The organism is Kitasatospora sp. NPDC088351, from assembly GCF_040685575.1.
GTDB lineage: Bacteria > Actinomycetota > Actinomycetes > Streptomycetales > Streptomycetaceae > Kitasatospora.
The window spans coordinates 61596-83704 of record NZ_JBFBIL010000014.1 but is presented as its reverse complement, the minus strand read 5'-3'; the positions used below and the strand labels follow the sequence as shown (position 1 = coordinate 83704).

The 22109-nt window shown below is 72.0% G+C and carries 17 protein-coding genes and 2 pseudogenes; 7 read left to right on the top strand and 12 right to left on the bottom strand.

The annotated features are described in order from the left end of the window. Positions 1-3: 3 nt before the first annotated feature. The 3 genes from AB0P06_RS13655 to AB0P06_RS13645 form a co-directional block, all read right to left on the bottom strand. Positions 4-768 carry a transglycosylase SLT domain-containing protein gene (locus AB0P06_RS13655; RefSeq protein WP_363607431.1) on the bottom strand — a complete coding sequence of 255 codons (765 nt, stop codon included), beginning with the start codon at positions 766-768 and terminating at the stop codon, positions 4-6. 452 nt (positions 769-1220) lie between these two features. After that, positions 1221-2555, bottom strand: a complete 1335-nt coding sequence (locus AB0P06_RS13650) for a PhoH family protein (RefSeq protein WP_363607430.1) — start codon at positions 2553-2555, stop codon at positions 1221-1223. Positions 2556-2753: 198 nt separating this feature from the next. Continuing rightward, positions 2754-3548 carry an isoprenyl transferase gene (locus AB0P06_RS13645; RefSeq protein WP_363607429.1) on the bottom strand — a complete coding sequence of 265 codons (795 nt, stop codon included), beginning with the start codon at positions 3546-3548 and terminating at the stop codon, positions 2754-2756. Between the two features lie 410 nt (positions 3549-3958). Between AB0P06_RS13645 and AB0P06_RS13640 the strand changes: the two genes are divergently transcribed. Further along, a complete protein-coding gene (locus tag AB0P06_RS13640) occupies positions 3959-5554 on the top strand; it encodes a glycosyl hydrolase family 18 protein (RefSeq protein ID WP_363607428.1) in 1596 nt (531 codons plus the stop codon). A 105-nt stretch (positions 5555-5659) separates the two neighbouring features. Here AB0P06_RS13640 and AB0P06_RS13635 read toward each other — a convergent pair whose 3' ends face one another. Then, positions 5660-6373 carry a prepilin peptidase gene (locus AB0P06_RS13635; RefSeq protein ID WP_363607427.1) on the bottom strand — a complete coding sequence of 238 codons (714 nt, stop codon included), beginning with the start codon at positions 6371-6373 and terminating at the stop codon, positions 5660-5662. A 397-nt stretch (positions 6374-6770) separates the two neighbouring features. Here AB0P06_RS13635 and AB0P06_RS13630 point away from each other — a divergent pair, with 397 nt between their 5' ends. Continuing rightward, positions 6771-7985, top strand: a complete 1215-nt coding sequence (locus AB0P06_RS13630; RefSeq protein ID WP_363607426.1) for a pyridoxal phosphate-dependent aminotransferase — start codon at positions 6771-6773, stop codon at positions 7983-7985. A gap of 166 nt (positions 7986-8151) precedes the next feature. On the opposite strand, the gene AB0P06_RS13625 is transcribed toward AB0P06_RS13630, so the two are convergent. Further along, entirely contained in the window at positions 8152-9993 is a 1842-nt protein-coding gene (locus tag AB0P06_RS13625; protein WP_363607425.1) for a phosphoenolpyruvate carboxykinase (GTP), read from the bottom strand. A gap of 275 nt (positions 9994-10268) precedes the next feature. Between AB0P06_RS13625 and AB0P06_RS13620 the strand changes: the two genes are divergently transcribed. Beyond that, positions 10269-10934, top strand: a complete 666-nt coding sequence (locus AB0P06_RS13620) for a hemolysin III family protein (protein WP_363607424.1) — start codon at positions 10269-10271, stop codon at positions 10932-10934. Here the strand turns inward: AB0P06_RS13620 and AB0P06_RS13615 are convergent. Beyond that, positions 10905-11396: a hypothetical protein gene (locus AB0P06_RS13615; RefSeq protein ID WP_363607423.1), complete on the bottom strand. Its 492-nt coding sequence runs from the start codon at positions 11394-11396 to the stop codon at positions 10905-10907. The two genes, AB0P06_RS13620 and AB0P06_RS13615, sit on opposite strands and share 30 nt — an antisense overlap. Before the next feature lie 306 nt (positions 11397-11702). Here AB0P06_RS13615 and AB0P06_RS13610 point away from each other — a divergent pair, with 306 nt between their 5' ends. Both AB0P06_RS13610 and AB0P06_RS13605 read left to right on the top strand, forming a co-directional pair. Next, positions 11703-13301, top strand: coding sequence for an MFS transporter (locus AB0P06_RS13610; protein ID WP_363607422.1), 1599 nt, complete (start codon positions 11703-11705; stop codon positions 13299-13301). An 8-nt stretch (positions 13302-13309) separates the two neighbouring features. Then, a complete protein-coding gene (locus tag AB0P06_RS13605; protein ID WP_363607421.1) occupies positions 13310-13966 on the top strand; it encodes a TetR family transcriptional regulator in 657 nt (218 codons plus the stop codon). A 74-nt stretch (positions 13967-14040) separates the two neighbouring features. Here AB0P06_RS13605 and AB0P06_RS13600 read toward each other — a convergent pair whose 3' ends face one another. Both AB0P06_RS13600 and AB0P06_RS13595 read right to left on the bottom strand, forming a co-directional pair. Further along, positions 14041-14889: a hypothetical protein gene (locus AB0P06_RS13600; protein WP_363607420.1), complete on the bottom strand. Its 849-nt coding sequence runs from the start codon at positions 14887-14889 to the stop codon at positions 14041-14043. A gap of 9 nt (positions 14890-14898) precedes the next feature. Continuing rightward, positions 14899-15492 (bottom strand): papain-like cysteine protease family protein, encoded by a 594-nt coding sequence (locus tag AB0P06_RS13595; protein ID WP_363607481.1) that lies wholly within the window; start codon positions 15490-15492, stop codon positions 14899-14901. Between the two features lie 316 nt (positions 15493-15808). On the opposite strand from AB0P06_RS13595, the gene AB0P06_RS13590 reads away from it, so the two are divergent. Beyond that, positions 15809-16741 carry a hypothetical protein gene (locus AB0P06_RS13590; protein WP_363607419.1) on the top strand — a complete coding sequence of 311 codons (933 nt, stop codon included), beginning with the start codon at positions 15809-15811 and terminating at the stop codon, positions 16739-16741. Positions 16742-16780: 39 nt separating this feature from the next. Here the strand turns inward: AB0P06_RS13590 and AB0P06_RS13585 are convergent, their stop codons facing one another. The 3 genes and pseudogenes from AB0P06_RS13585 to AB0P06_RS13575 form a co-directional block, all read right to left on the bottom strand. Further along, the gene (locus AB0P06_RS13585) at positions 16781-17641 is read right to left on the bottom strand and encodes a GNAT family N-acetyltransferase (RefSeq protein ID WP_363607418.1); all 861 of its coding nucleotides are present in this window, start codon (positions 17639-17641) and stop codon (positions 16781-16783) included. A gap of 66 nt (positions 17642-17707) precedes the next feature. Continuing rightward, positions 17708-19776: pseudogene (locus AB0P06_RS13580) on the bottom strand (thioredoxin domain-containing protein). A gap of 180 nt (positions 19777-19956) precedes the next feature. Continuing rightward, positions 19957-20337, bottom strand: a complete 381-nt coding sequence (locus AB0P06_RS13575) for an adenylyl-sulfate kinase (protein WP_363607417.1) — start codon at positions 20335-20337, stop codon at positions 19957-19959. Between the two features lie 36 nt (positions 20338-20373). On the opposite strand from AB0P06_RS13575, the pseudogene AB0P06_RS13570 reads away from it, so the two are divergent. Next, positions 20374-20682, top strand: a pseudogene (locus AB0P06_RS13570) (IS30 family transposase); the annotation flags it as partial. 201 nt (positions 20683-20883) lie between these two features. On the opposite strand, the gene AB0P06_RS13565 reads toward AB0P06_RS13570, so the two are convergent. Continuing rightward, positions 20884-21657, bottom strand: a complete 774-nt coding sequence (locus tag AB0P06_RS13565; protein WP_363607416.1) for a response regulator transcription factor — start codon at positions 21655-21657, stop codon at positions 20884-20886. Positions 21658-22109: the final 452 nt, after the last annotated feature.

Here is a 22109-nt window from a genome sequence, read left to right as displayed (position 1 = left end):
TTCCTAGTACCAGTGGTGCGACTGCCAGAACGACCAGGCGCCACAGGGGCTGCCGTAGCGGCTGTTCATGTAGCTCAGGCCCCACTGGATCTGCGTCGCCGGGTTGGTGCGCCAGTCGGCGCCCGCCGAGGCCATCTTGGAGCCGGGCAGCGCCTGGACCAGGCCGTAGGCGCCGGAGCTCTTGTTGGTGGCGGTGTAGTTCCAGCCGCTCTCGCGCTTCACGATCTGGCTGAAGCACTGGAACTGCGCGTCGTTGCCGACGATCTGCTGGGCGAGCGCCTGCACCGAGCCGGGGCTGGCCGAGACCGGCGGAGCCGAGGTGTCGGTGGCGGACATCGACGAGCGGGCCTTGGAGCGGTTGGCGGCGGCCTCGTCGGCCTTGCGCTTCTCCTCGGCCGCCTTCTCCGCTTCGGCCTTCTCCGCGTCGGCCTTGGCCTGCGCGTCGGCCTTCGCCTGGGCATCGGCGGCGGCCTGCTGACGCGCGGCCTCCTCGGCCGCCTTCTTCTCGGCGGCCTCCTTGGCGGCGGCGTCGGCCGAGGCCTGCTGGGCGGTCGCCTGCTGGCCGATGTTGTCACTGATGGTCTGCGCCTGGGCGCCAGAGGGGACTTCGGCAAGCAGGGTCGCGCCGGCGACATCGACCGTCTGCGTCGTCTTGCCCTCGCTGCCCGAGGCCACACCCACGACGGCACCGACAGCGGTGACGGCGGTGGCGGAGGCCACAGCAACTCCCCGGACCGAGATCCGAGTCACATGGTTTCCTTCCAGCATCGCCCACGCGTGACCGTGCGGGCGCAACCTGCCCCTTGGCGCTGCCCTCCGTACGGTGCTGGTCACGGGAGGTACTGACCCGGCGTCCGGCCGAGGTGAGGCGACCGGGCGTTGCGATCGGGCGGCGTACGGCTAGTCGGTGTTCAATTGTGCGTCCACTCAACAGAGTTGGCGGACTGTCCGGGTCGGACTCCCGAGACTCCGGAAGCCCTGTCACGCCGTACGCGGGGCCTGACAGAACCCTCACCATGCCGCACCGGGCCGCGTCGACGCAATTCCCTGTTGCGTGGCGCATCTCACATTCACCACACCGGAGTTCTTCGGACAGAAAGCACTCGATGTGATGAAAAGGGCGGGGGCCCGCCCCGTCAGGAGCGGGCCCCACGCCCAGAATTGACCATATTGTCCGACTATGACCGAATGGGGCGGTCAGGCCGGAACAGCCCCCCGGCTCACGGGTTGATGTCCTCCAGCATCTCCGTGACCAGCGCCGCGATCGGCGAACGCTCCGAGCGCGTCAGCGTGATGTGCGCGAACAGCGGATGCCCCTTCAGCTTCTCCACCACCGCCACCACCCCGTCGTACCGGCCCACCCTGAGGTTGTCCCGCTGCGCCACGTCGTGGGTGAGCACCACCCGCGAGCCCTGGCCGATCCGGGACAGCACCGTCAGCAGGACGTTGCGCTCCAGCGACTGCGCCTCGTCCACGATCACGAAGGCGTCGTGCAGCGAGCGCCCCCGGATGTGCGTCAGCGGCAGGACCTCCAGCATCCCCCGGGAGATGACCTCCTCGATCACGTCCGGGGTGGTGACGGCGGAGAGGGTGTCGAAGACCGCCTGCGCCCAGGGGCTCATCTTCTCCGTCTCGGAGCCCGGCAGATAGCCGAGCTCCTGGCCGCCGACCGCGTACAGCGGCCGGAAGACCATCACCTTGCGGTGCTGCCGCCGCTCCAGCACCGCCTCCAGGCCTGCGCACAGCGCCAGCGCGGACTTCCCGGTGCCGGCCCGGCCGCCCATCGAGACGATGCCGACCTCCGGATCGAGCAGCAGGTCCAGCGCGACCCGCTGCTCGGCGCTGCGCCCGCGCAGTCCGAAGGCCTCACGCTCTCCGCGCACCAGCCGGACCCGGCCGTCACCGGTCACCCGGCCCAGCGCCCGGCCGCGCTCGGAGCTGAGCACCAGTCCGGTGTGGACGGGCAGTTCGGCGGCGCCCTCGATGTCCACCGCGGCGTCGTGGCCGGCCGCGAACAGCGCGTCCACCTCGTCGGCCGCGACATGCAGTTCGGACATGCCCGTCCAGCCGGAGGTGATCGCCAGCTCGGCCCGGTACTCCTCGGCGAGCAGGCCCACCGAGCTGGCCTTGATCCGCAGCGGCAGGTCCTTGGAGACGACCGTGACGTCGTACCCCTCGGCCTGGAGGTTGCGGGCCACCGCCAGGATCCGGGTGTCCGCCTCGCCGCCGCCGGCGCGGTAGCCGACCGGCAGTATCGACAGGTCGGAGTGGTTGAGCTCGACCCGGATGGTGCCGCCCAGCTCGCCGACCGGGATCGGCTCGTCCAGCCGGCCGAAGCGGATCCGGTAGTCGTCGAGCAGCCGCAGCGCCTGACGGGCGAAGTAGCCCAGCTCCGGATGGTGCCGCTTGGCCTCCAGCTCGGTGACCACGACCACCGGCAGGACGACCTCGTGCTCCTCGAAGCGGGTCATCGCGAGAGGGTCCGCGAGGAGCACGCTGGTGTCGAGAACGTACGTGCGCCGGTCTGGCGTCCGGCGGCTCTTGGAACTGACCACTAGGCCTCCAGAGCGGATGACCCTGCGTCATCCGCGGCAAGCCGGCCCCCGCTGCCCCGGTGGCCTCGGGGCCGGTCTGACTGGAGTATTCCCAGGCGAGGGACGGTGCATTCGCGCCCCCGGCGAACTGACGGATCATTGCCGGTGAACGTTTGGCCTCGCGCGGACTCCGGGTAGGCCAGGCCTACGGGCCCGAGGTCAGAGCCCCATTCGCCGGTTGCGCTGTTCGAAGGCGCGCAGCGCCCGCAGGAAGTCCACCTTGCGGAAGGCCGGCCAGTACGCCTCGCAGAAGTAGAACTCGCTGTGCGCGCTCTGCCAGAGCAGGAAGCCGGACAGCCGCTGCTCGCCCGAGGTGCGGATGACCAGGTCCGGATCGGGCTGGCCCTTGGTGTACAGGTGCTCGGCGATGTGCTCGACGTCGAGGATTTCGGCCAGTTCCTCGATCGAGGTGCCGCGCCCGGCGTGCTCCTGGAGCAGCGAGCGGACGGCGTCGGCGATCTCGTGCCGGCCGCCGTACCCGACGGCGACGTTGACGGTGATGCCCTCGATCCCGGCGGTCTCCTCGGCGGCGCGCTTGAGCACGTCCGCGGTGTGCTGCGGGAGCAGGTCCAGCGCACCGACCGGGTTGACCCGCCAGCGGCGGGCGCCGGCCAGGCCGGTGACGGCGTCCTCGATGATCCCGAGCAGCGGGACGAGCTCGTCGGCGGGCCGGGAGAGGTTGTCGGTGGAGAGCATCCACAGCGTGACGACCTTGACGTGGGTCTCGTCGCACCAGCCGAGGAACTCGCTGATCTTGTCGGCGCCGCGCTGGTGGCCGTAGGCGGTGGAGCCACCGGTGGCCTTCGCCCAGCGGCGGTTGCCGTCGAGGATCACCCCGATGTGGTGGGGGGTGCGGGCGAGGTGGACCTCGACCCGGCGGCCGTAGAGGCCGTACATACCGTCCAACAGGGTGCGCAGCCCCGGCGTACGTTCGACGACATCGCGCAGACCCATGATTTTCGGCCCCTCCGTACTCATTCCCGGGGGTCCGTCACAACCCCTGGCGCAGCCTACTCCCGCCCGGAGTCGGGCGGGAAAGCCGCAGGTAGCGGTCGGGTCACGGTCCTGTACGAAGTCTGTCGCGACAGGTGTGGCGGCTGTGGCCGGAAGGCGCGCCCGGACACTCCGGGGCCTCCGCGCTGCTCCGGATACGGAACGGTCTCCGGTTCCTTAAGGAATCCGTAAGCCGACGGTTCAATGCTTGACGACCCCCAATGGTCTAGTCCAGCTTTTGACCCAGGGCGGAACGAACTGCTGAACCCCGCCCTACCAGAAGCAGTACTGCGGACCTCCCCTCCCCCACACGCGGCCGCCGCGCCCCCCACCGCGGCGGCCGCCCCTCCTCTCCCAGGAGCGTCACCCCCATGGCCCGTACGCTGAACCAGCCTGCGCACAAGCGCCGCAGCACGCTCCCGGCCCTCGCGGCCGGAGCCACCGCCCTCGCCCTCGCCGGCAGCGGCCTCGCCCTCTTCGCCGGCGGCGCCAACGCGGCCGTCGGCAACCTGGTCACCAACGGCGGCTTCGAATCCGGCAGCCTGGCCGGCTGGAGCTGTACCGGCAACGCGGGCGTCGTCACCACCCCGGTCCACTCCGGCACCGGAGCGCTGCAGGCCACCCCCGGCGCCGGCGACACGGCCGAGTGCACGCAGACCATCAGCGTGCTGCCCAACACCAGCTACACCCTGAGCGGCTGGGTCCAGGGCCCGTACGTCTACCTCGGCGCGCGCGGCACCGGCGGCACCGACCCGAGCGTCTGGTCCAACCAGAACAGCTGGAACCAGCTCTCCACCACCTTCACCACCGGCGCGAGCGCCAGCAGCATCACGCTCTACGTGCACGGCTGGTACGGCCAGAGCGCCTACTTCGCGGACGACATCACCCTGAGCGGCCCGGGCGGCACCTCCTCGCCGAGCCCGACCGCGACGGCCACCCCCACCCAGACGCCGACCGCCACCGCCTCGCCGACCCAGACCGCGACGCCGACGGCCACCGCCACCCCGACCCAGACCGCGACGCCGACCCCCACGGCGACCGCGACCAGCACCAACCCGCCGGTCACCGGCCTGCCCAAGCACGCCGTCACCGGCTACTGGCAGAACTTCGACAACAACTCGACCGTCCAGAAGCTCGCCGACGTCCAGAGCGCGTACGACATCATCGCGGTCTCCTTCGCCAACGCCGTGCCGACCAGGGCCGGCGCGATCAGCTTCACCCTGGACCCGGGCCTGTCCAAGGCCCTCGGCGGCTACACCGACGCCCAGTTCCGGGCCGACCTCAAGGCCAAGCAGGCGGCCGGCAAGAAGGTCATCCTCTCGATCGGCGGCCAGGACGGCACGATCGTCGTCAACGACCCGACCGCCGCCGCCGCGTTCGTCGACAGCGCGTACGCCGTCATCAAGGACTACGGCTTCGACGGCATCGACGTCGACCTCGAGAACGCCATCAACCCGACCCAGCTCGGCAACGCGCTGCACAGCCTGCAGGCCAAGGTCGGCCCGAACTTCGTCCTGACGATGGCCCCCGAGACCATCGGGATGTACAGCACCGCCGGCGCCTACTTCCAGCTGGCGCTGAACACCAAGGACATCCTGACCGTCGTCAACACCCAGTACTACAACTCGGGCGGCATGAACGGCTGCGACGGCAAGGTCTACAACCAGGGCACCATCGACTTCATCACCTCGCAGGTCTGCACCCAGATCCAGGGCGGCCTGCGGCCCGACCAGGTCGGCATCGGCGTCCCCGCCTCCACCAAGGCGGCCGGCGGCGGCTACGTCTCGCCGACCGTGGTGAACAACGCGCTGGACTGCCTGGCCACCGGCAACAACTGCGGCAGCTTCGTCCCGCCGGCCAAGTGGCCGACCATCCGGGGCGCGATGACCTGGTCCACCAACTGGGACGCCAACAACGGGAACGCCTTCTCCAACACGGTCGGCCCGTTCGTCCACAAGATGCCGTAACTCCCCCCGGCGCGCCGCTCCTTGAGGGTGGGGCCTGCGCGCCGACGGCGGGGCCCGTCGTACCTGACCGGTACGGCGGGCCCCGTTCGCCGTTGCCGCGGGCCGTTACCGCAAGGAGACCGCGACCACCGTACCGAGCAGCAGGAACGGGCCCATCGGCAGTTCGATCCCGCGGACCGGCCGACGGCGCGCCAGCGCGGCGGCGGCCCGGCCGAGGCCCCAGAGCCCGGCCGACAGCACGGCCGCGAACAGCGCGGTGAAGGCCGCGCCCCAGCCGTACCAGCCGAGCAGGGCACCGAGCGCGAACGCCAGCGGGGAGTCGCCGCCGCCCATCAGGCCGAACCAGACCGGGAGTTCGAACAGCGCGGCGGCGGCCAGCGCCACCAGCAGACAGCGGAGCAGCACCCCCGGACGGCCGTCCGTCAGCGCGGCCGCCACCAGCAGCCCGGCGACCCCGGCGGCCAGCGCCAGCGTCAGCGGGTACGGCAGCCGGCGCACCCGGGCGTCGACGAAGGCGAGCACCACGCCGAGCCCGGCCGCCCAGACCAGCGCCACTCCCTGCGGCCCGTCCGTGGCGACCGCCACCGCGGCGGCGACCGCCACCGCGACCAGTTCCACCCGCCAGGCACCGGGCCCGAGCCGCTCCCGGCAGCCCGGACACCGCCCGGTCGGCGGCAGCCCGCGCAGCGTCCGCCCGCACAACGGGCAGGCGGTGCACCACGGTTCGCCCTCGGGCACGGCGTACCGCACCACCAGGCCCCGCAGCGCCGGTGCCACCAGCAGGCCGGCCAGCACCGCCCCGACCACGGCTGGGATCACGGCGCGCCCCCTCTCGCTCACCGCCGGTCGGACACCCCGGGCCCGGGGTGTCCGACCGGCGTCCGTCCACGTCCGGTCGGCGCGGCGAACGCCGACTCAGGGCGCCGCACCGACCACATCATCCACGGGGAGGCCACCGCGGCACCGCGGCCCGGCCGGGAAAGTCCGCCCCGCCCGCGCGGCCGGGGGCGCCCGAAGCGGTGTGCCCTCCGTCTCGTCCCGCACGGCTTTCCGCCCGGCTTCCTCGCCTACGGCACTCTCCCGGGCGGCCCGGCCCCGGTTTGGAAGGCCCGTCGGCCACCCCGGCCTGCCGATCGAAGGAGGGCTCCCGGGGTCCTTCGATCGCGTCCCGGGACACGGCCCGACCAGCGCCGTTCTGCCCCTAAAGTAAGCAGGCATGCAGGTCATCCAGTCCAGCAAGCTCGCCAACGTCTGCTACGACATCCGCGGCCCGGTGCTCGACGAGGCGATGCGGCTGGAGGAGCAGGGCCACCGCATCCTGAAGCTCAACACCGGCAACCCCGCCGTGTTCGGCTTCGAGGCGCCCCCCGAGATCCTCCAGGACATCCTGCGCAACCTGGCGTCCGCGCACGGGTACGGCGACTCCAAGGGCCTGCTGTCCGCCCGCCGCGCCGTGGTGATGCACTACGAGGAGCGCGGCCTGCACGGGCTCGGCGTCGAGGACGTCTTCCTCGGCAACGGCGTCTCCGAGCTGATCCAGCTGGCCATGACCGCGCTGCTGGACGACGGCGACGAGGTGCTCGTCCCGGCCCCGGACTACCCGCTCTGGACGGCCTCCGTCTCGCTGGCCGGCGGCACCGCCGTGCACTACCGCTGCGACGAGCAGTCCGAGTGGTACCCGGACCTCGCCGACATCGAGGCCAGGGTCACCGACCGGACCAGGGCGATCGTGGTGATCAACCCGAACAACCCGACCGGCGCGGTCTACCCGCGCGAGGTGCTGGAGGGCATCGTCGAGATCGCCCGCCGGCACCAGCTGGTGGTCTACGCGGACGAGATCTACGACAAGATCCTCTACGACGACGCCGAGCACATCCCGCTGGCCACCCTGGCGCCGGACCTCTTCTGCGTCACCTTCAACGGCCTGTCCAAGGCGTACCGGGTGGCGGGTTTCCGCTCCGGCTGGATGGTGCTCTCCGGCGAACGCCAGCGTGCCCACAGCTATATCGAGGGCCTGACGGTGCTCGCCTCGATGCGGCTCTGCGCCAACATGCCCGCCCAGCACGCGGTGGCCGCGGCGCTCGGCGGCCGGCAGTCGGTCAAGGACCTCGTCCTGCCCGGCGGGCGGCTGCTGGAGTCCCGGGACGCCGCCTACCGGCTGCTGAACGACATCCCGGGCGTCAGCTGCGTCAAGCCGAAGGGCGCGCTGTACGCCTTCCCCCGGCTCGACCCGAAGGTCTACAAGATCAAGGACGACGCCCAGATGGTGCTGGACCTGCTGCGCGCCCAGCGGATCCTGCTGGTCCAGGGCACCGGCTTCAACTGGCCCGAGCCCGACCACTTCCGGCTGGTCACCCTCCCCCGCGCCGAGGAGATCACCGACGCCGTCACCCGGATCGGCGACTTCCTCAGCGGCTACACCCAGCCGTGACCGGCCCTTGATCGACACGTACCCCGGACGGCCGCGGGCTCCGGGCGCTCCGCCGCCCGGTGACCCGGTGTCTCCGCCCCGCACTCGCGCCGGAGCCCCGGCCGGACGGCCTCCGCTCGTGCGGCCGGGGCTCCGGCCGTACTGTCCGATCGGTTCGGCGCCCGGCTCAGCCGAGGCGCTTCACCAGGGCGCGGTACTCGTCCCACAGCTCGGTGGGCGTGTGGTCGCCGAAGAGCTCCAGGTGGGCCGGGACGAGCGCGGCCTCCTGGCGCCAGATGTCGGCGTCCACGGTGAAGAGCAGCTCGCGGTCGGCCTCGGAGAGGTCCAGGCCGGACAGGTCGAAGCCGTCCACGGTCGGCAGCACGCCGATCGGGGTCTCGACGCCCTCGCCGGTGCCCTCCAGGCGCTCGACGATCCACTTCAGCACGCGGCTGTTCTCGCCGTAACCCGGCCAGACGAACTTGCCCGCGGAGTTCTTGCGGAACCAGTTCACGTAGTAGATCTTCGGCAGCTTGGCGGCGTCCGCCCGGGCGCCGACCTTCAGCCAGTGGGCGAAGTAGTCGCCCATGTTGTAGCCGCAGAACGGCAGCATCGCGAACGGGTCGCGGCGCAGCTCGCCGACGGTGCCCTCGGCGGCGGCGGTCTTCTCGGAGGCGATGTTGGCGCCCAGGAAGACGCCGTGCTGCCAGTCGAAGGACTCCGTCACCAGCGGGACGGCGGTGGCGCGGCGGCCACCGAACAGGATGGCCGAGATCGGCACACCCGCCGGGTCCTCCCACTCGGGGGCGATGGTCGGGCACTGCGCGGCCGGGACGGCGAAGCGCGCGTTCGGGTGGGCGGCCGGGGTGCCGGACTCCGGCGTCCAGTCGTTGCCGCGCCAGTCGGTGAGGTGCGCCGGGGGCTCCTCGGTGAGGCCCTCCCACCACACGTCGCCGTCGTCGGTGAGGGCGACGTTGGTGTAGACGGTGTTGCCCCAGAGCGTCTCGATGGCGTTGGCGTTGGTGTCCACGCCGGTGCCGGGGGCGACGCCGAAGAAGCCGGCCTCGGGGTTGATGGCGTACAGCCGCCCGTCGGCGCCGAAGCGCATCCAGGCGATGTCGTCGCCGATCGTCTCGACCTTCCAGCCCGGGATGGTCGGCTGGAGCATGGCGAGGTTGGTCTTGCCGCAGGCGGACGGGAAGGCGGCCGCGACGTACTTGGGCTCGGCGGTGCCCGCGGGGCCGGCCGGCGGGGTGAGCTTGAGGACGAGCATGTGCTCGGCCAGCCAGCCCTCGTCGCGGGCCATCGTCGAGGCGATGCGCAGCGCGTAGCACTTCTTGCCGAGCAGGGCGTTGCCGCCGTAGCCGGAGCCGAAGGACCAGATCTCCTTGGTCTCCGGGAAGTGCGAGATGTACTTGGTGCTGTTGCACGGCCACGGCACGTCCGCCTGGCCCTCGGCCAGCGGGGCGCCGACGGTGTGCACGGCCCGGACGAAGTCGCCGTCCTCGCCCAGCTGGTCGAGCACCGCCTGGCCCATGCGGGTCATCACCCGCATCGACACGGCGACGTAGGCGGAGTCGGTGATCTCGACGCCGTACGCGGCCAGCGGGGAGCCGACCGGGCCCATCGAGAAGGGCACGACGTACATCGTGCGGCCCTTCATCGCGCCGCGGAACAGCCCGTCGGTGCCCTGGAAGACCTCCCGCATCTCGGCGGGGGCCTTCCAGTTGTTGGTCGGGCCGGCGTCCTTCTCCTGCTCGGAGCAGATGTAGGTGCGGTCCTCGACGCGCGCCACGTCCGTGGGGTCCGAGGCGGCGTAGTAGGAGTCGGGGCGCTTCTCCTCGTTGAGCTTCCGGAAGGTGCCCTGAGCCACCAGCAGGTCCGCGAGGCGCTGGTTCTCCTCTTCGGAACCGTCGCACCACTCGATGCGGTCAGGCTGGGTGAGCTCCGCGATCTCGCTCACCCAGGCCAGCAGACGCGTGTGGCTGGTGGGCGCGGATGCGCTGAGAGCAGAGTTCTCGTACGACACGATCGCTCCGTTTCACGCCATCTCGGCAGAGAGACGGCGTAGCGGGGGTTTGAGGGTGCTTGCAGCGTAGCTCCGGCCCCAAGCCCCGACTGCGGCGCAGCGGTGAAATTGACTCACCTTTTACTCCATTAAGTATGATTACTTATGGGTAACCACGCGCTTCCGTCCCAGCCCCGGCGCGCGACCCGTCGCTCCGAACACTCCAAAACGTCCAAGAGTGACGATCGCCACTACCTACGCGCGAGTAACCTACGGATCCGTAGGTAACGGGTAGCATGCTGCCCATGACTGCTGAGCTCCACGAGAGCAAGCCGAAGTGGCGCGGCTGGCTGCACGCCGGGATGTTCCCCGCCACGGTCGCCGCCGGGATCGTGCTGATCTGCCTGGCCGACTCCACCCCAGCCAAGATCGCCTGCGCGATCTACTCGGTCAGCGCCTGGCTGCTGTTCGGGGTGAGCGCCGTCTACCACCGGTTCACCTGGGGTCCGCGCGGTGACGCCGTCCTGCGCCGGCTCGACCACGCGAACATCTTCCTGATCATCGCGGGCACCTACACCCCGTTCACCATCCTGCTGCTGCACGGCGCCGCGCAGCAGGTGCTGCTCTGGGTGGCCTGGGGCGGCGCGCTGGCGGGCATTGCGTTCCGGGTGTTCTGGGTCGGCGCACCGCGCTGGCTGTACACACCGGTGTACATCGCGCTGGGCTGGGCCGCCGCGTTCTTCCTGCCGGACTTCCTGCGCACCGGCGGCGTCGCCGTCATGGTGCTGATGATCGTCGGCGGGGTGCTCTACAGCATCGGCGGTGTGGTGTACGGGCTCAAGCGGCCCAACCCGTCACCGCGCTGGTTCGGCTTCCACGAGGTGTTCCACGCCTTCACCCTCGGGGCCTTCATCGTGCAGTACGTCGGCGTCTCACTGGTGGCGTACAGCGCGGCCGGCTGAACCCGGCACCCCGTCACGGGCGGTCGACCGGTCCAGCGACCGGGCGGCCGCCCGTTCCGCCGTCCAGTCCGGGGCGGGGCGCTCCCGACCGAAGCGCTCCGGGGCCGGGCGGTCGCGGAACGGGCGCTCGGGCACAGGGCGCCCGGGCACGGAGCGCTGGGGGGCGGAGCGCTCACGGGAGCGCGCCTGCCGGGCGTCCAGCGCCTCGCGGGCCCGGCGGCAGCGCTCGCAGTGCGCGGCGTCCGGGGTGCCCCCGGCCGGGCGGTGTCCGCGCGGCACGGCCGGCCGGCGCAACGCCTGCCAGCGCCGGGCGACGTACACCATCAGCAGCAGCACCTCGACCCCCGCGACCATCAGTACCAGCGCGGCGCCGTTGATCAGATAGGCCGCGACCACGGCCAGCGCTGACATCACGACCACCGCCGCGCCCAGGACCTGGACGCTCGACTCCTTGTCGGCCATTCGCCTTCCCCTTCCTGCGCCGGGCTCGTGGTCGGCTCCTGCCGCCCCACCCCTTCTCCGCTCTCGGCACGCGTCGGTCCGCACTGACCGATTGCCACATCCTATCTACCGACAGTCACCCGCCACCGCCCCGAAGCGGCGAACGACAGATCAACGTTGCGTCAATTCCGTGTGCGGAACCCGCACTTCCAGGACACATGACAGAGCGTATCCGGGCGGCCACCTGCCGGACATATTGACTGTCGGCATCTTTTAGGAGTTACTGTCATTTGACAGGGACTTCCCCACAGCCTCCCGGAGGTTGCCGTGCCCGCCGCACCCGACTCCCCCGTACCCGAGCCCCCCGAGCCCCCCGGGGCCGCGACGGCACCCGACCCCCGGCGCTGGCTCGCGCTGGTCGCCGTCGCGCTGAGCGTCCTGGTGATCAGCTTCGACATGACGATCCTCAACGTCGCCCTGCCCACCCTGGCCTCCCAGCTACAGGCCACCACCGGGCAGCAGCAGTGGATCGTCGACTCCTACACCGTGGTCTTCGCCGCCGTGATGCTCCCGGCCGGGCTGGTCGGCGACCGGTTCGGCCGCCGCCGTACCCTCACCGTCGGCCTCGCCCTCTTCGGCCTCGCCTCCGCCGTCGGCATGCTCGCCGACAGCCCCGGCACCCTGGTCGCCGCCCGCGCCGCGATGGGCCTGGCCGGCGCCCTGGTCATGCCGATGTCCATGGCCGTGATCCCCGGGCTGTTCCCGGCGGGCGAGCAGCGCCGCGCCACCGCGATCCTGGCCGCCGCGCTCGCCCTGGGTACCCCGCTCGGCCCACTGCTCGGCGGCTTCCTGCTCCAGCACTTCTGGTGGGGCGCGATCTTCGTGATCAACATCCCGCTGACCGTGATCGGCATCGTCGCCTGCCTGCTCCTGCTCCCGGAGACCCGCAACCCCACCGCGCCCAGGATCGACCTGCTCGCCACCCTGCTCGGCGCGGGCGGCCTCTCCGCACTCACCTACGGCATCATCGAGGGCCCCGACCGCGGCTGGGCCGACCCACTGGTGCTCGGCGTGATCGGCGGCGCCGTGGCCGCCCTCACCCTGCTGGTGCTGCGCAGCCGCCACCAGCGCGACCCGATGCTCGACCTCTCGCTGCTCGCCGACCCGACCTTCCGCTGGTCGGCGGTGGGCGCCACGCTGGTCTCGGTCGTCCTGTTCGGCGCCTTCTTCGTCCTGCCGCTCTACTTCCAGAGCGTGCTCGGCGCCGACGCCTTCGGCACCGGCCTGCGGCTGATGCCGATGATGCTCGGCCTGATGGTGGCCGCCAAGGCCGGCGACCGGCTGGTCACCCGGATCGGCCCCCGCGCGGTCATCACCTTCGGACTGGCCGCGCTGGCGGCCGCCCTGCTGCTCGGCAGCCGCACCCGGGTCTCCGACGGCTACGGCCTGGCGGCGGTCTGGCTCACCCTGCTCGGCCTCGGCATGGGGCTGTCACTCATCACCGCGCAGGCCTCCGCCCTGCTCACGCTGCCTCCCGGCCGGGCCGGCGTCGGCTCCGGGCTGCTGCAGACGCTCCGCCAGGTGGGCGGCGCGATCGGGGTGGCGGTCTTCGGCAGCCTGCTGGCCGACTCCTACCGGGGCGCGCTGGACACCGCCGGCCTCCCCGCCGAGGCGGCGGACCGGGCCGGGCAGTCGGTGATCGCCGCCGACGGCATCGCCGGAGCCACCGGGAACCCCGCGCTGGCCGCCTCCGCGCACGCCGCCTACGTCCACGGCATGGCGCTGGTGCTGCTGGTCGCCGGGGCGGTCGCGGTGCTGTCGGCGGTGCTCGTCGGGCTGCGGATGCCCACCGCCGAACCGCGCGGAGCCACCGGGCCGGGACCGGAGCAGGAGCCGACGACGGTGCCTGCCGGCGATCACGGATAATCGAAGGTATGAGCGCACCCCGGTCGACAACGGCGCATCCGGCAGGCCCGGCCAACCCGGTCCAGGCGATGCTGGAAGCGCCGCTGTCGCTGCGCGAACGCAAGAAGCTGAAGACCCGCCAGGCGATCCGCCGGGAGGCCTACCGGCTGATCGCCGAGCAGGGGTACGAGAACACGACCGTCGACCAGATCGCGGCCGCGGCCGAGGTCTCGCCGTCCACCTTCTTCCGGTACTTCGCCACCAAGGAGGACCTCGTCCTCTCCGACGAGTACGACCCTGCGATGATCACCGCGCTGCTGGCCCGGCCCGCCGACGAACCGTTCCTCCGCTCCTGCCGGGAGGCCGTCATCGGCCTGCTCCGCGAACTGCTCCAGCACGAACGCGAGGAACTGCTCACCCGGATGCGGCTGGTCGGCGAAGTCCCCGCGCTGCGCGCCCGGATGATCGACACCGCCAACGACCCGCAGCGGCTCTACCTCGACGTGCTGACCCGGCGGGCCGGCGTCGACCAGCCGACCCTGGACATGCGGATCACCGCCGCCGCCCTCGGCGCCGCCACCACCGAGGCGGTGCTGCACTGGGCCGAGGGCCGCGGCGAGCAGGACATCGTCGACCTGGTCGACCACACCTTCGCCGTACTGGAACGGGGCTTCGCCGGCCTGTAGCGGGGAACGGACCCGCACCCGCGGCGACGGGACCCGGCCGCATCCCGGGCCCCGCCGTCCTCCGCGCGGCCGCCCTACCCTCGCCGGGCGCCCGCCCGCCGCCGCAGGACGACACCCGCGCCCGCGAGCGCGGTGACGCCCAGGGCCGCGGCCGCCGTGACGGCGGGCAGCGCGGTGCCGCCACCCTCCGCCTCCGTGGCGGTGGCACCGGGCTGGTAGCCACCGCCCTTCCCGGCCCGGTCGTACGCCGAGCCGGGCAGCTTGTCCCCGTACCGCTGCTGGACCAGCTTCTGGTAGGCCGCCAGGCCCACCCCCGCCGTGCCCACCGAGCGCCGCGCCTCGTCGTCCAGCGGCAGTACCCGGCCGTCGCGCAGCACGTACCAGGCGTTCAGCTGCGGCTCCCGGAAGGCCGTACCGCCACCGCCGGCCGCCGCCTTCGCCGCGTAGTCGCCCTCGTCACCGCCGGAGGCGATGTTGACCACCCGCCAGCCGTCGCCCTGCTTGACCGTCCAGACCGAGGCGACCTGGCCGTCCGCCGAGACGGCCCGGCTGGCGGTGAACTCGGCCTTCGCCACCGGTGCGCCCGGGGTACCGGACACGAAGGCCGCGTCCAGCGTGTACACCGACACGGTCTCACCCGACAGCCGTGGGGCGGCCGCGCTCGCCGCCCGTGCCTCCTCGGCCGCGCCGATGGTCAGCTGCTGGGTCGGCGGCACGCCCTTGCGGGCGAAGAAGTGGCCCAACTGGTCGAGGACGGCCGGGCTCTGGGCCGCGCCACGGGCCTGCGCCAGCTCGGCGGCGGTGACCGGGACGGGGGCGCCCGCCGGACCGTCCGCGTGCGCGGCCGGGGTGACGGCCAGGCCGAGGCCGGCGGCGAGCAGGACGGTGACGGCGGCCCGGCGGGCCTTGCTGAGGTCAGTCATGATCGCCCCTCACGCGCCGATCCGGTACAGGGAGTGGGTCCAGGAGAACGTGCCGTTGGACACGTAGTAGTTGTAGTCCGCCCAGTTGTAGCGGTTGTTGGACGGCCAAGGGTCGCCCCAGTAGACCCAGTTGTTGCCGGCGTCGTAGCCGTACAGCACGTGCATGTGGCCGCCGCCGGAGCTCCACTGGATCCGGGTCTCCACCGGACGGTCGGCGTTCACCTCGGTCTGCACCGTGCTGTAGCGCAGATAACCGGTGACGTACGAACCGGGGTTGATGCCGGCCCAGCTCAGACCGTTCTGCACATCGCCCAGCGTGGCCTGGCTGTTGGGGCAGCTGGAGTTGGCCGAGCGGCCGAACGCGGCGTTGCAGAACTGGTTCTGGCTGTAGGTGTGGCCGAACCAGGTGGCGATGGTGTTGCCGCTCGCCGCCCAGCACCAGTTGGTCTGCTGTTGCTGCTGCATGGTGATGTTGAGCTTCTTGTACGTGCCGGCCGCGTCGAGCGTGCTGCCCGGCGCCGCGGCCGGACGGACCTGGGCGGGCGCGGCGGGCGCCGCCTGGGCGGGGGTGGTCACCGCGACGCCGAGCGCCGGGCCGATCATTCCGAGCGCGAGCACCGAGACCGCGCGGCGCAGCCGTATCCGTGGAACTGGCATGGGGGGATGCCTCCTTGCACAGGCAGAGGAGTCGAGGGGGTGGGTGTGCGGTCCGGATCGCGCCCCGAGCATCGCGCCGTTGACAGAGCCAGGTCAACGGCCGTCCCGCCGGCCGGGCCCGGGTGTGAACGGCCCCGCGCGGATGTGAACACCGCCCCGAAAACCCCCGTGCGGCAGGCCCCGACCGGTGACAAACCGCCCTTCACATGTGAATATTCACGACCAACCGGGCCGGCCCGCACCCGCCCACGAGGAGGCAGTCATGCAGCGCGGCGACCAGTCCGGCCTCACCACCGCCCTGCGCACCGGCCCGTTCCACCTCGCCCTGCGCACCGCCATCACCGCCCGCGGCCTCACCCTGCACCGGGTCCGCCGGCACCTCGCACTGCGCGGCGTGCACGTCGGGGTCACCAGCCTCAGCTACTGGCAGCAGGGCCGCCGCCGCCCCGAACGTGCCGAGTCGCTGCGGGCCGTGGCCGCGCTGGAGGAGGTCCTGGAACTCCCCGAGCACTCGCTCACCCGGCTGCTCGGCCCCCGCCGGGCCACCCCCGCCGGTCCCACGGGCCCGCCCGTCCTCCCCTACCGGGACCTCATCACCCCGGCCACCGCCGTCGACGACCTGCTCGCCACCATCGCGAGCCCGCGCGACACCGGCCTGCACACCATCACCCACATCGAACGCGTCCGGATCGGCGCCGACCGCCGGATGCTCCGCCGCGACTCCCAGCACGCGCTGCGCGCCCACCGCGACGGCATCGACCGCTATCTCGCCATCTACCAGGGCGATCCGGGCGGCGACATCACCCGGGTCGACGTCCGGGCCGAGGAGAACTGCCGCCCCGGCCGGGTCCGCCGCGACCAGGCCCACGACCTGCTGGTCGCCGAGCTCCTCCTCGACCACCGGCTGCGCGCCGGCGACACCCGGCTGCTCGGCTACGGCTTCGACGACGCGCCGTCACCGGCCCCCAGCCGCGAATACGTCCGCGGCTTCAACTCCGGCGCCGGCCAGTACGTCCTCCAGGTCACCTTCCACCCCGCCGCCCTGCCGGTCCGCTGCCACCGCTTCGCCCTCCACTCCCCCGGCGAAAAGCCCTACGAGAACGAGGAGTTGACCCTGGACGGCCACCGCTGCGTCCATCTGGTGGCCTCCGCGGTCCGGCCGTGCCTGCTGGGGATCGGCTGGGACTGGGAGTAGGGCTTGTCCGGCACTTCGCGCCGCATCGGCGCGCGGCCGTCAGCGCCGGAAGTCCAGCGCCAGGCAGTCCTCCACCGGCCGGTAACCGATCTTCTGGTAGATCGAGTTGCTGGTCGGGTTGGCCAGGTCGGTGTAGAGCAGCACCTCCGACGCGCCCCGCGCCCGCGCGTACGCCGACGCCGCCGCCGTGATGCCGCTGGCGTAGCCGTGGCCGCGGCGCTCGGGCGGGGTGTAGACCGGGCCGATCCGGGACATCCCGACGATCACCGGGCTGTTGCCGGCCATCGCGACCGGGTGGCCGCCGTCCTCCCAGAGGTGCAGGAGGCCCGCGGCCACCCGCTCGTCCACGCTGCGCGGAACGCCGGGCAGCTGCACCCCGACCTCGAGCAGGAACGCCTCGTACCAGGCGATCAGCAGCTCCCGGTCGGCCGGCGCCGCCACCCGGTGGCGGCCTGCGGGCGGGCGCGGCGGTTCGGTCAACTCGCCGAGCCGGTAGAGGCGTTCGCTGGACCGGACGGATTCGGCGGCCCCGGTGGCGGCCTGCCAGGCGGCGGCGAACGCCCGCACCGCCGACTCGCCGCCGGCCACCCCGTCGACCTCGGTGAAGCCGGCCCCGGCCGCGGCCAGTTCGGCCGCGAGCCCGGCCGCCGCCTCGTCTGGCATCACCCCGAGGCGCGGGCTGAACGGGGGCGTCCGCAGAAAGGCGCCCTCGACCGGGCCGCCCGGCTCACGGCTCCACCACCCGAAGACCGGCGGACGCTCCCCGAAGACGTCCAGCCCGTGCTCGGCCAGCCGGTGCACGACCGTGAGCAGCACGGTGTTCTCCACCGGACGGGCATCGAGGAAGCCGCCGGCCCCGGCGCGGAAGTCGTCCAGCGAGGTGGTCAAGGTCCAGGTCATGGCAGAGTCTCCCACCCCGGTCACGTCGGACACCAACCGTTTTACCGACCCGGCGGCCGCACCGCGTCACGCCCCGGGCGTTCCCCCCAGCCGCTCCGCCAGCACCGCCGGGTCGGTGGTCGGCGCCTCGCAGCTGAAGTGCCGGCAGACGTACGCGGCGGGCGCGCCGCCCACCAGCGGCCGGTCCGCCAGCAGCGGCACCCCGCCCGACCCGGGCTCGCCGACCGCGACCACCACGCCGGGCGCGGTACCCCGCAGGGCGGCCCGGTGCAGCGCGGCGGTCGCCGGGTCACCGGCCGGGCCGACCACGGCGACCTCGCGCGGACCGTCCGCCAGCGCCTCGGCGACGGCCAGGCCCCAGCCGACGAAGCGCGGGGCCCGCGAGGCGAGCGCCCCGACGATGCCGAGCGCCCGCTCGGCGGCGGTGCGGTGGCGCGCCGAACCGGTGTACGCGGCATAGCCGAGCAGCGCGCCCGCGGCGGCCGTCCAGCCGGACGGGGTGGCGTTGTCGGTCGGGTCCTGCGGGCGCCGGATCAGCTCCTCCGCGTCGTCGGCGGTGTCGTACAGCGCACCGGACGCCTCGTCGGCGAAGTGCTTCAGCACGGTGTCCAGCAGCCCGCCGGCCAGATCCAGCCACTCGGCCCCGCCGGTGACGGCGTACAGCGCGAGGAAGCCCTCGGCGGTGTCCGCGTAGTCCTCCAGCACCCCCGCGTTGGCACCGGGCCGGCCGTCCCTGGAGGTGCGCAGCAGCCGGCCGTCGGGCGTGAGGTGGACGGCGAGCAGCAGGTCGGCGGCGCGCTCGGCGGCCTCGACCAGGTCGGGCCGGTCCAGCAGGGCGCCGGTCTCGGCGAGCGCCGCGATGGCCAGCCCGTTCCAGGCGGCGACCACCTTGTCGTCCCGCGCGGGCGCCGGCCGCCCGGCCCGCGCCTCGAACAGCCGCGCCCGGACGCGCTCGTACGCCTCGGCGTCCTGCGGGTCGGACAGCAGTTGGAGCACCGAGGCCCCGTGCTCGAACGTCCCCGCCTCCGTCACCTCGAACAGCCCGGCCGCGAGGGCGCCGTCCGCCTCCCCCAGCACCTCGGCCAACTGGCCCGGCGTCCAGGCATAGTACGCCCCCTCCGCCGACTCGCCGCTCACCGGGTCGAGGCTGTCCGCGTCCAGAGCCGACGCGAACGCCCCCTCGGGGGTGCGCAGTTCACGCAGCAGGAAGTCGGCCGTGGAGAGCGCGGTCCGGCGCGCCAGGCCGTCGCCGGTGGCCCGCCACAGGTGCAGGTAGGCGCGCAGCAGCAGCGCGTTGTCATAGAGCATCTTCTCGAAGTGCGGCACCACCCACCCGGCGTCCACCGAGTACCGGGCGAAGCCGCCGCCGAGCTGGTCGTGGATCCCGCCGCGGGCCATCGCCTCGCCGGTGCGGACGGCCATCTCCAGCGCCGCCTCCGAGCCGGTCCTGGCGTGGTGGCGCAGCAGGAACTCGACCACCATGGCCGGCGGGAACTTGGGCGCGCCCCCGAAGCCGCCGCGCCGGGCGTCGAACTCCCGGCTGAGCACGACCAGCGCCTGGTGCAGATCGGCCGCCCCGGGCGGGTGGAGGGCGCCGCCGCCCACCGTGTACACCGAGGCCCGCTCGGCCAGGTCGGCCCGGATCCGGGCGGCGACCTCACCGACCTCCTCCCGGCGGTCGCGCCAGGCCGCGTCCACCCCCTCCAGCACCTGCCGGAACGACGGCATCCCGTGCCGGGGCTCGGGCGGGAAGTACGTCCCGAAGTAGAACGGGTCCTTGTCGGGCGTCAGGAAGACCGTCATCGGCCACCCGCCGTGCCCGGTGGCCGCCTGCACCGCCTCCATGTAGACGGCGTCGACGTCCGGCCGCTCCTCACGGTCGACCTTCACCGCGACGAACCGCTCATTGGCGTAGGCGGCGAGCGCCTCGTCCTCGAACGACTCGTGCGCCATCACATGACACCAGTGAATTCCTAGAAGCATAAGTGGCAGGACGCATAGCCCACACTCAAGAGGATGGGCACGTCCCGCCGCTTGGCTTCATTGATCGCCTCCTCTCCCCATGGCCACCAATCCACCGGATTGGAGGCGTGCTGGAGCAGGTACGGCGACGTCGCGTCCGCGAGTCGGTTCATACCGGCATCGTCGCACGATCCGGAGCGTGAGGCCCAGCTTCCGGGGGATCGGGCCGGGTCGTGCGCCGCCGGGTCCCCGCCCGGGCGGCGCTTCCCCCGGCAGACTCGCCCGGGCACTGACCCGCACCCGGGCCGGGATCGCCGAACGCCTACCGATTCGCCGGTCGCGACGGGAGAACGCTACGGCACGACCGCCCGCAGGATGAGGTCCGCCGCTCGCTCCGCCGTCATCTCACCGTGGTTGTCGATGACGACGTCGGGAGTGCGGGGGAACTCCGCGCGGGTGTCGACCCCGACGACGTCGCGCAGAGCCCCGGCGTCCGTCCTTTCGGAGCCGTAGAACGCGGCGCGGCCCTCGCGTGTGCGCAGTTCCTCGATCGGCACCCGCAGCCAGACCTCGACATAGCCGGGGGTAGGGCGGCGGTTCCAGTCGTGGACTTCGTGGAGGAGCGAGATCGTCGAGCAGACGACCAGGTGGCCCTGGGCAGCCAGTTGGTGGGCGAGCTGGGCGTAGAACATCGCGAGGCGGCGCCGGTCCGCCTTCTCGTATCCGAACGCCACCGGAAGGATCTCGCGCAGGCGGTCACCGTCGAGCAGACCGTCCGCGACGCCCTGGTCGCCACCGTCCAGACCCTCCCGGACGAGCTGAAGCGCTCCCTGACCTGGGACCAGGGCGCCGAGATGGCCGCCCACAAGAGCTTCACCGTCGCCACCGGCATCCCGGTCTACTTCTGCGACCCCACCAGCCCCTGGCAGCACGGGTCGAACAAGAACACGAACGGCCTGCTGCGGCAGTACTTCCCCAAGGACACCGACCTGTCGGTCCACACCCCCGAGCACCTCGCCGCCGTCGCCGACCAGCTCAACCGCCGCCCACGCAAAACGCTCGGCTGGGAAACCCCAGCCGCGCGACTCGCTAAACCCCTCGCGGCCTGGACAACCGACCACGTGTTGCAACAACCCCTAGAAACCACCACGAATGCCCCGGCCCTTCTGCGGCTTGCCCGTCAAGCGGCGGCGGGTCTCGGCTAAGGGCGGACAGCCTGCCCCGTGGCGCGGTCCGCCGCGTTCTCGACCAAACCCCTTGGCGGCCCGGTCACGCCCACCTCACATGTCGAGGAGTCCCGACTCCATGGCCCGAACGACCGCGAGTGTCCGGTTCGGGCAGTTGAGCTTGGCCAAGATGATGCCGACCGTGCGCTTGACTCCATTCTCGGAGATGCTCAGCGACCGAGCGACTTGCCGGTTGCTCAGCCCCTCGGCGATCAGGCCCAGTACCTGGTGTTCACGTGCCGTCAGCGCGACCATCGACGCGCGCTTCGCGGTGGTGTCGTCGCCGGCTTGGTCGGGCGCGGTCAAGGACCGTCGCGCCAGGGTCGCCGACACATGAAATCGTCCGGCCTTCACGTCGGCGATCGCTTCACGCAGGGTCTCGGGGCTGAGATCCGCCCAGTCCAGGAAACCGTTTGCATGATCGGCCCAGGCTTGCTTGACAGCACCTGCCGAATCCACCAGAATTAATAAATGCAGGTTCTGGATGCGCAGATTTTCGGCGATATCGCCAGGCGCCGACCCCAACGCACCGCTGTCCAAAATGACCAGCTGACCGCTGCAGAACGCTGAGAGATCTTCGATATCAGTGATGGACTGCACTGTCAAATGAATGTTGAGCGAACGAAGCATTCCCTCGATGCTGTACCGGCGAATGCCGTCTTCGATTATCAACAATATCTCGGTCTGCACCGGGGATCGCCCGGCCGGCAGGGAAGCTCGTCTGCCGAATGCATCGGGCGCCAAGCAGTCCATCGGGCTGCCGTAGGTCTCGCAATTTCCGCCGCTCGAAATCGGATTCCGCGCCAGACTACTCTTCGTGCTACCCATGTCAGCGATCCCCCGTTGCCTCGCATTAAAACCCAGAAGGCTCGACCCCTTGTCAGATGAGGATGGCACGGAGTAACGGGGCTGTCCACCCCGAACCAGCCGCCGCGCGCTGGGCTGCCGGTGGACGGCGAATAGGAAGGTGCCTGCTGACCTGCAATGATGGGAGTTCCTGCACACCTCCCTCATGCTTGATCAACAAAGCACCGAAGCAAGGGTTTCACACCGGCCGCGAGACTGTTTGCCACATTCGTTCCCGTGGCCGACGCCACCGGTCCGGCCGTCGATAGTCGGACGAATATCCGGAGATGACGGTCGACTTCGCCCGCCCCACAGTCGAGCTTCCGGAACCGGAGGTCCGCCGGCGGGTGGGGACGGAATCACCGACTCGCCCTGGTGCCGGCCCAGCTGGTGCGGGCCGGAGGCCGGGGAGCGGTCACCAGGGCGAGTCGAGG

What these genes read in the sequence shown, in the direction of transcription:
- AB0P06_RS13655 (WP_363607431.1), bottom strand. Translation starts at nt 768, where the DNA reads ATGCTGGAAGGAAACCATGTGACTCGGATCTCGGTCCGGGGAGTTGCT.
- AB0P06_RS13645 (WP_363607429.1), bottom strand. Translation starts at nt 3,548, where the DNA reads ATGGGTCTGCGCGATGTCGTCGAACGTACGCCGGGGCTGCGCACCCTG.
- AB0P06_RS13640 (WP_363607428.1), top strand. Translation starts at nt 3,959, where the DNA reads ATGGCCCGTACGCTGAACCAGCCTGCGCACAAGCGCCGCAGCACGCTC.
- AB0P06_RS13630 (WP_363607426.1), top strand. Translation starts at nt 6,771, where the DNA reads ATGCAGGTCATCCAGTCCAGCAAGCTCGCCAACGTCTGCTACGACATC.
- AB0P06_RS13620 (WP_363607424.1), top strand. Translation starts at nt 10,269, where the DNA reads ATGCTGCCCATGACTGCTGAGCTCCACGAGAGCAAGCCGAAGTGGCGC.
- AB0P06_RS13615 (WP_363607423.1), bottom strand. Translation starts at nt 11,396, where the DNA reads ATGGCCGACAAGGAGTCGAGCGTCCAGGTCCTGGGCGCGGCGGTGGTC.
- AB0P06_RS13605 (WP_363607421.1), top strand. Translation starts at nt 13,310, where the DNA reads ATGAGCGCACCCCGGTCGACAACGGCGCATCCGGCAGGCCCGGCCAAC.
- AB0P06_RS13600 (WP_363607420.1), bottom strand. Translation starts at nt 14,889, where the DNA reads ATGACTGACCTCAGCAAGGCCCGCCGGGCCGCCGTCACCGTCCTGCTC.
- AB0P06_RS13595 (WP_363607481.1), bottom strand. Translation starts at nt 15,492, where the DNA reads ATGATCGGCCCGGCGCTCGGCGTCGCGGTGACCACCCCCGCCCAGGCG.
- AB0P06_RS13590 (WP_363607419.1), top strand. Translation starts at nt 15,809, where the DNA reads ATGCAGCGCGGCGACCAGTCCGGCCTCACCACCGCCCTGCGCACCGGC.
- AB0P06_RS13585 (WP_363607418.1), bottom strand. Translation starts at nt 17,641, where the DNA reads ATGACCTGGACCTTGACCACCTCGCTGGACGACTTCCGCGCCGGGGCC.
- AB0P06_RS13565 (WP_363607416.1), bottom strand. Translation starts at nt 21,657, where the DNA reads ATGGGTAGCACGAAGAGTAGTCTGGCGCGGAATCCGATTTCGAGCGGC.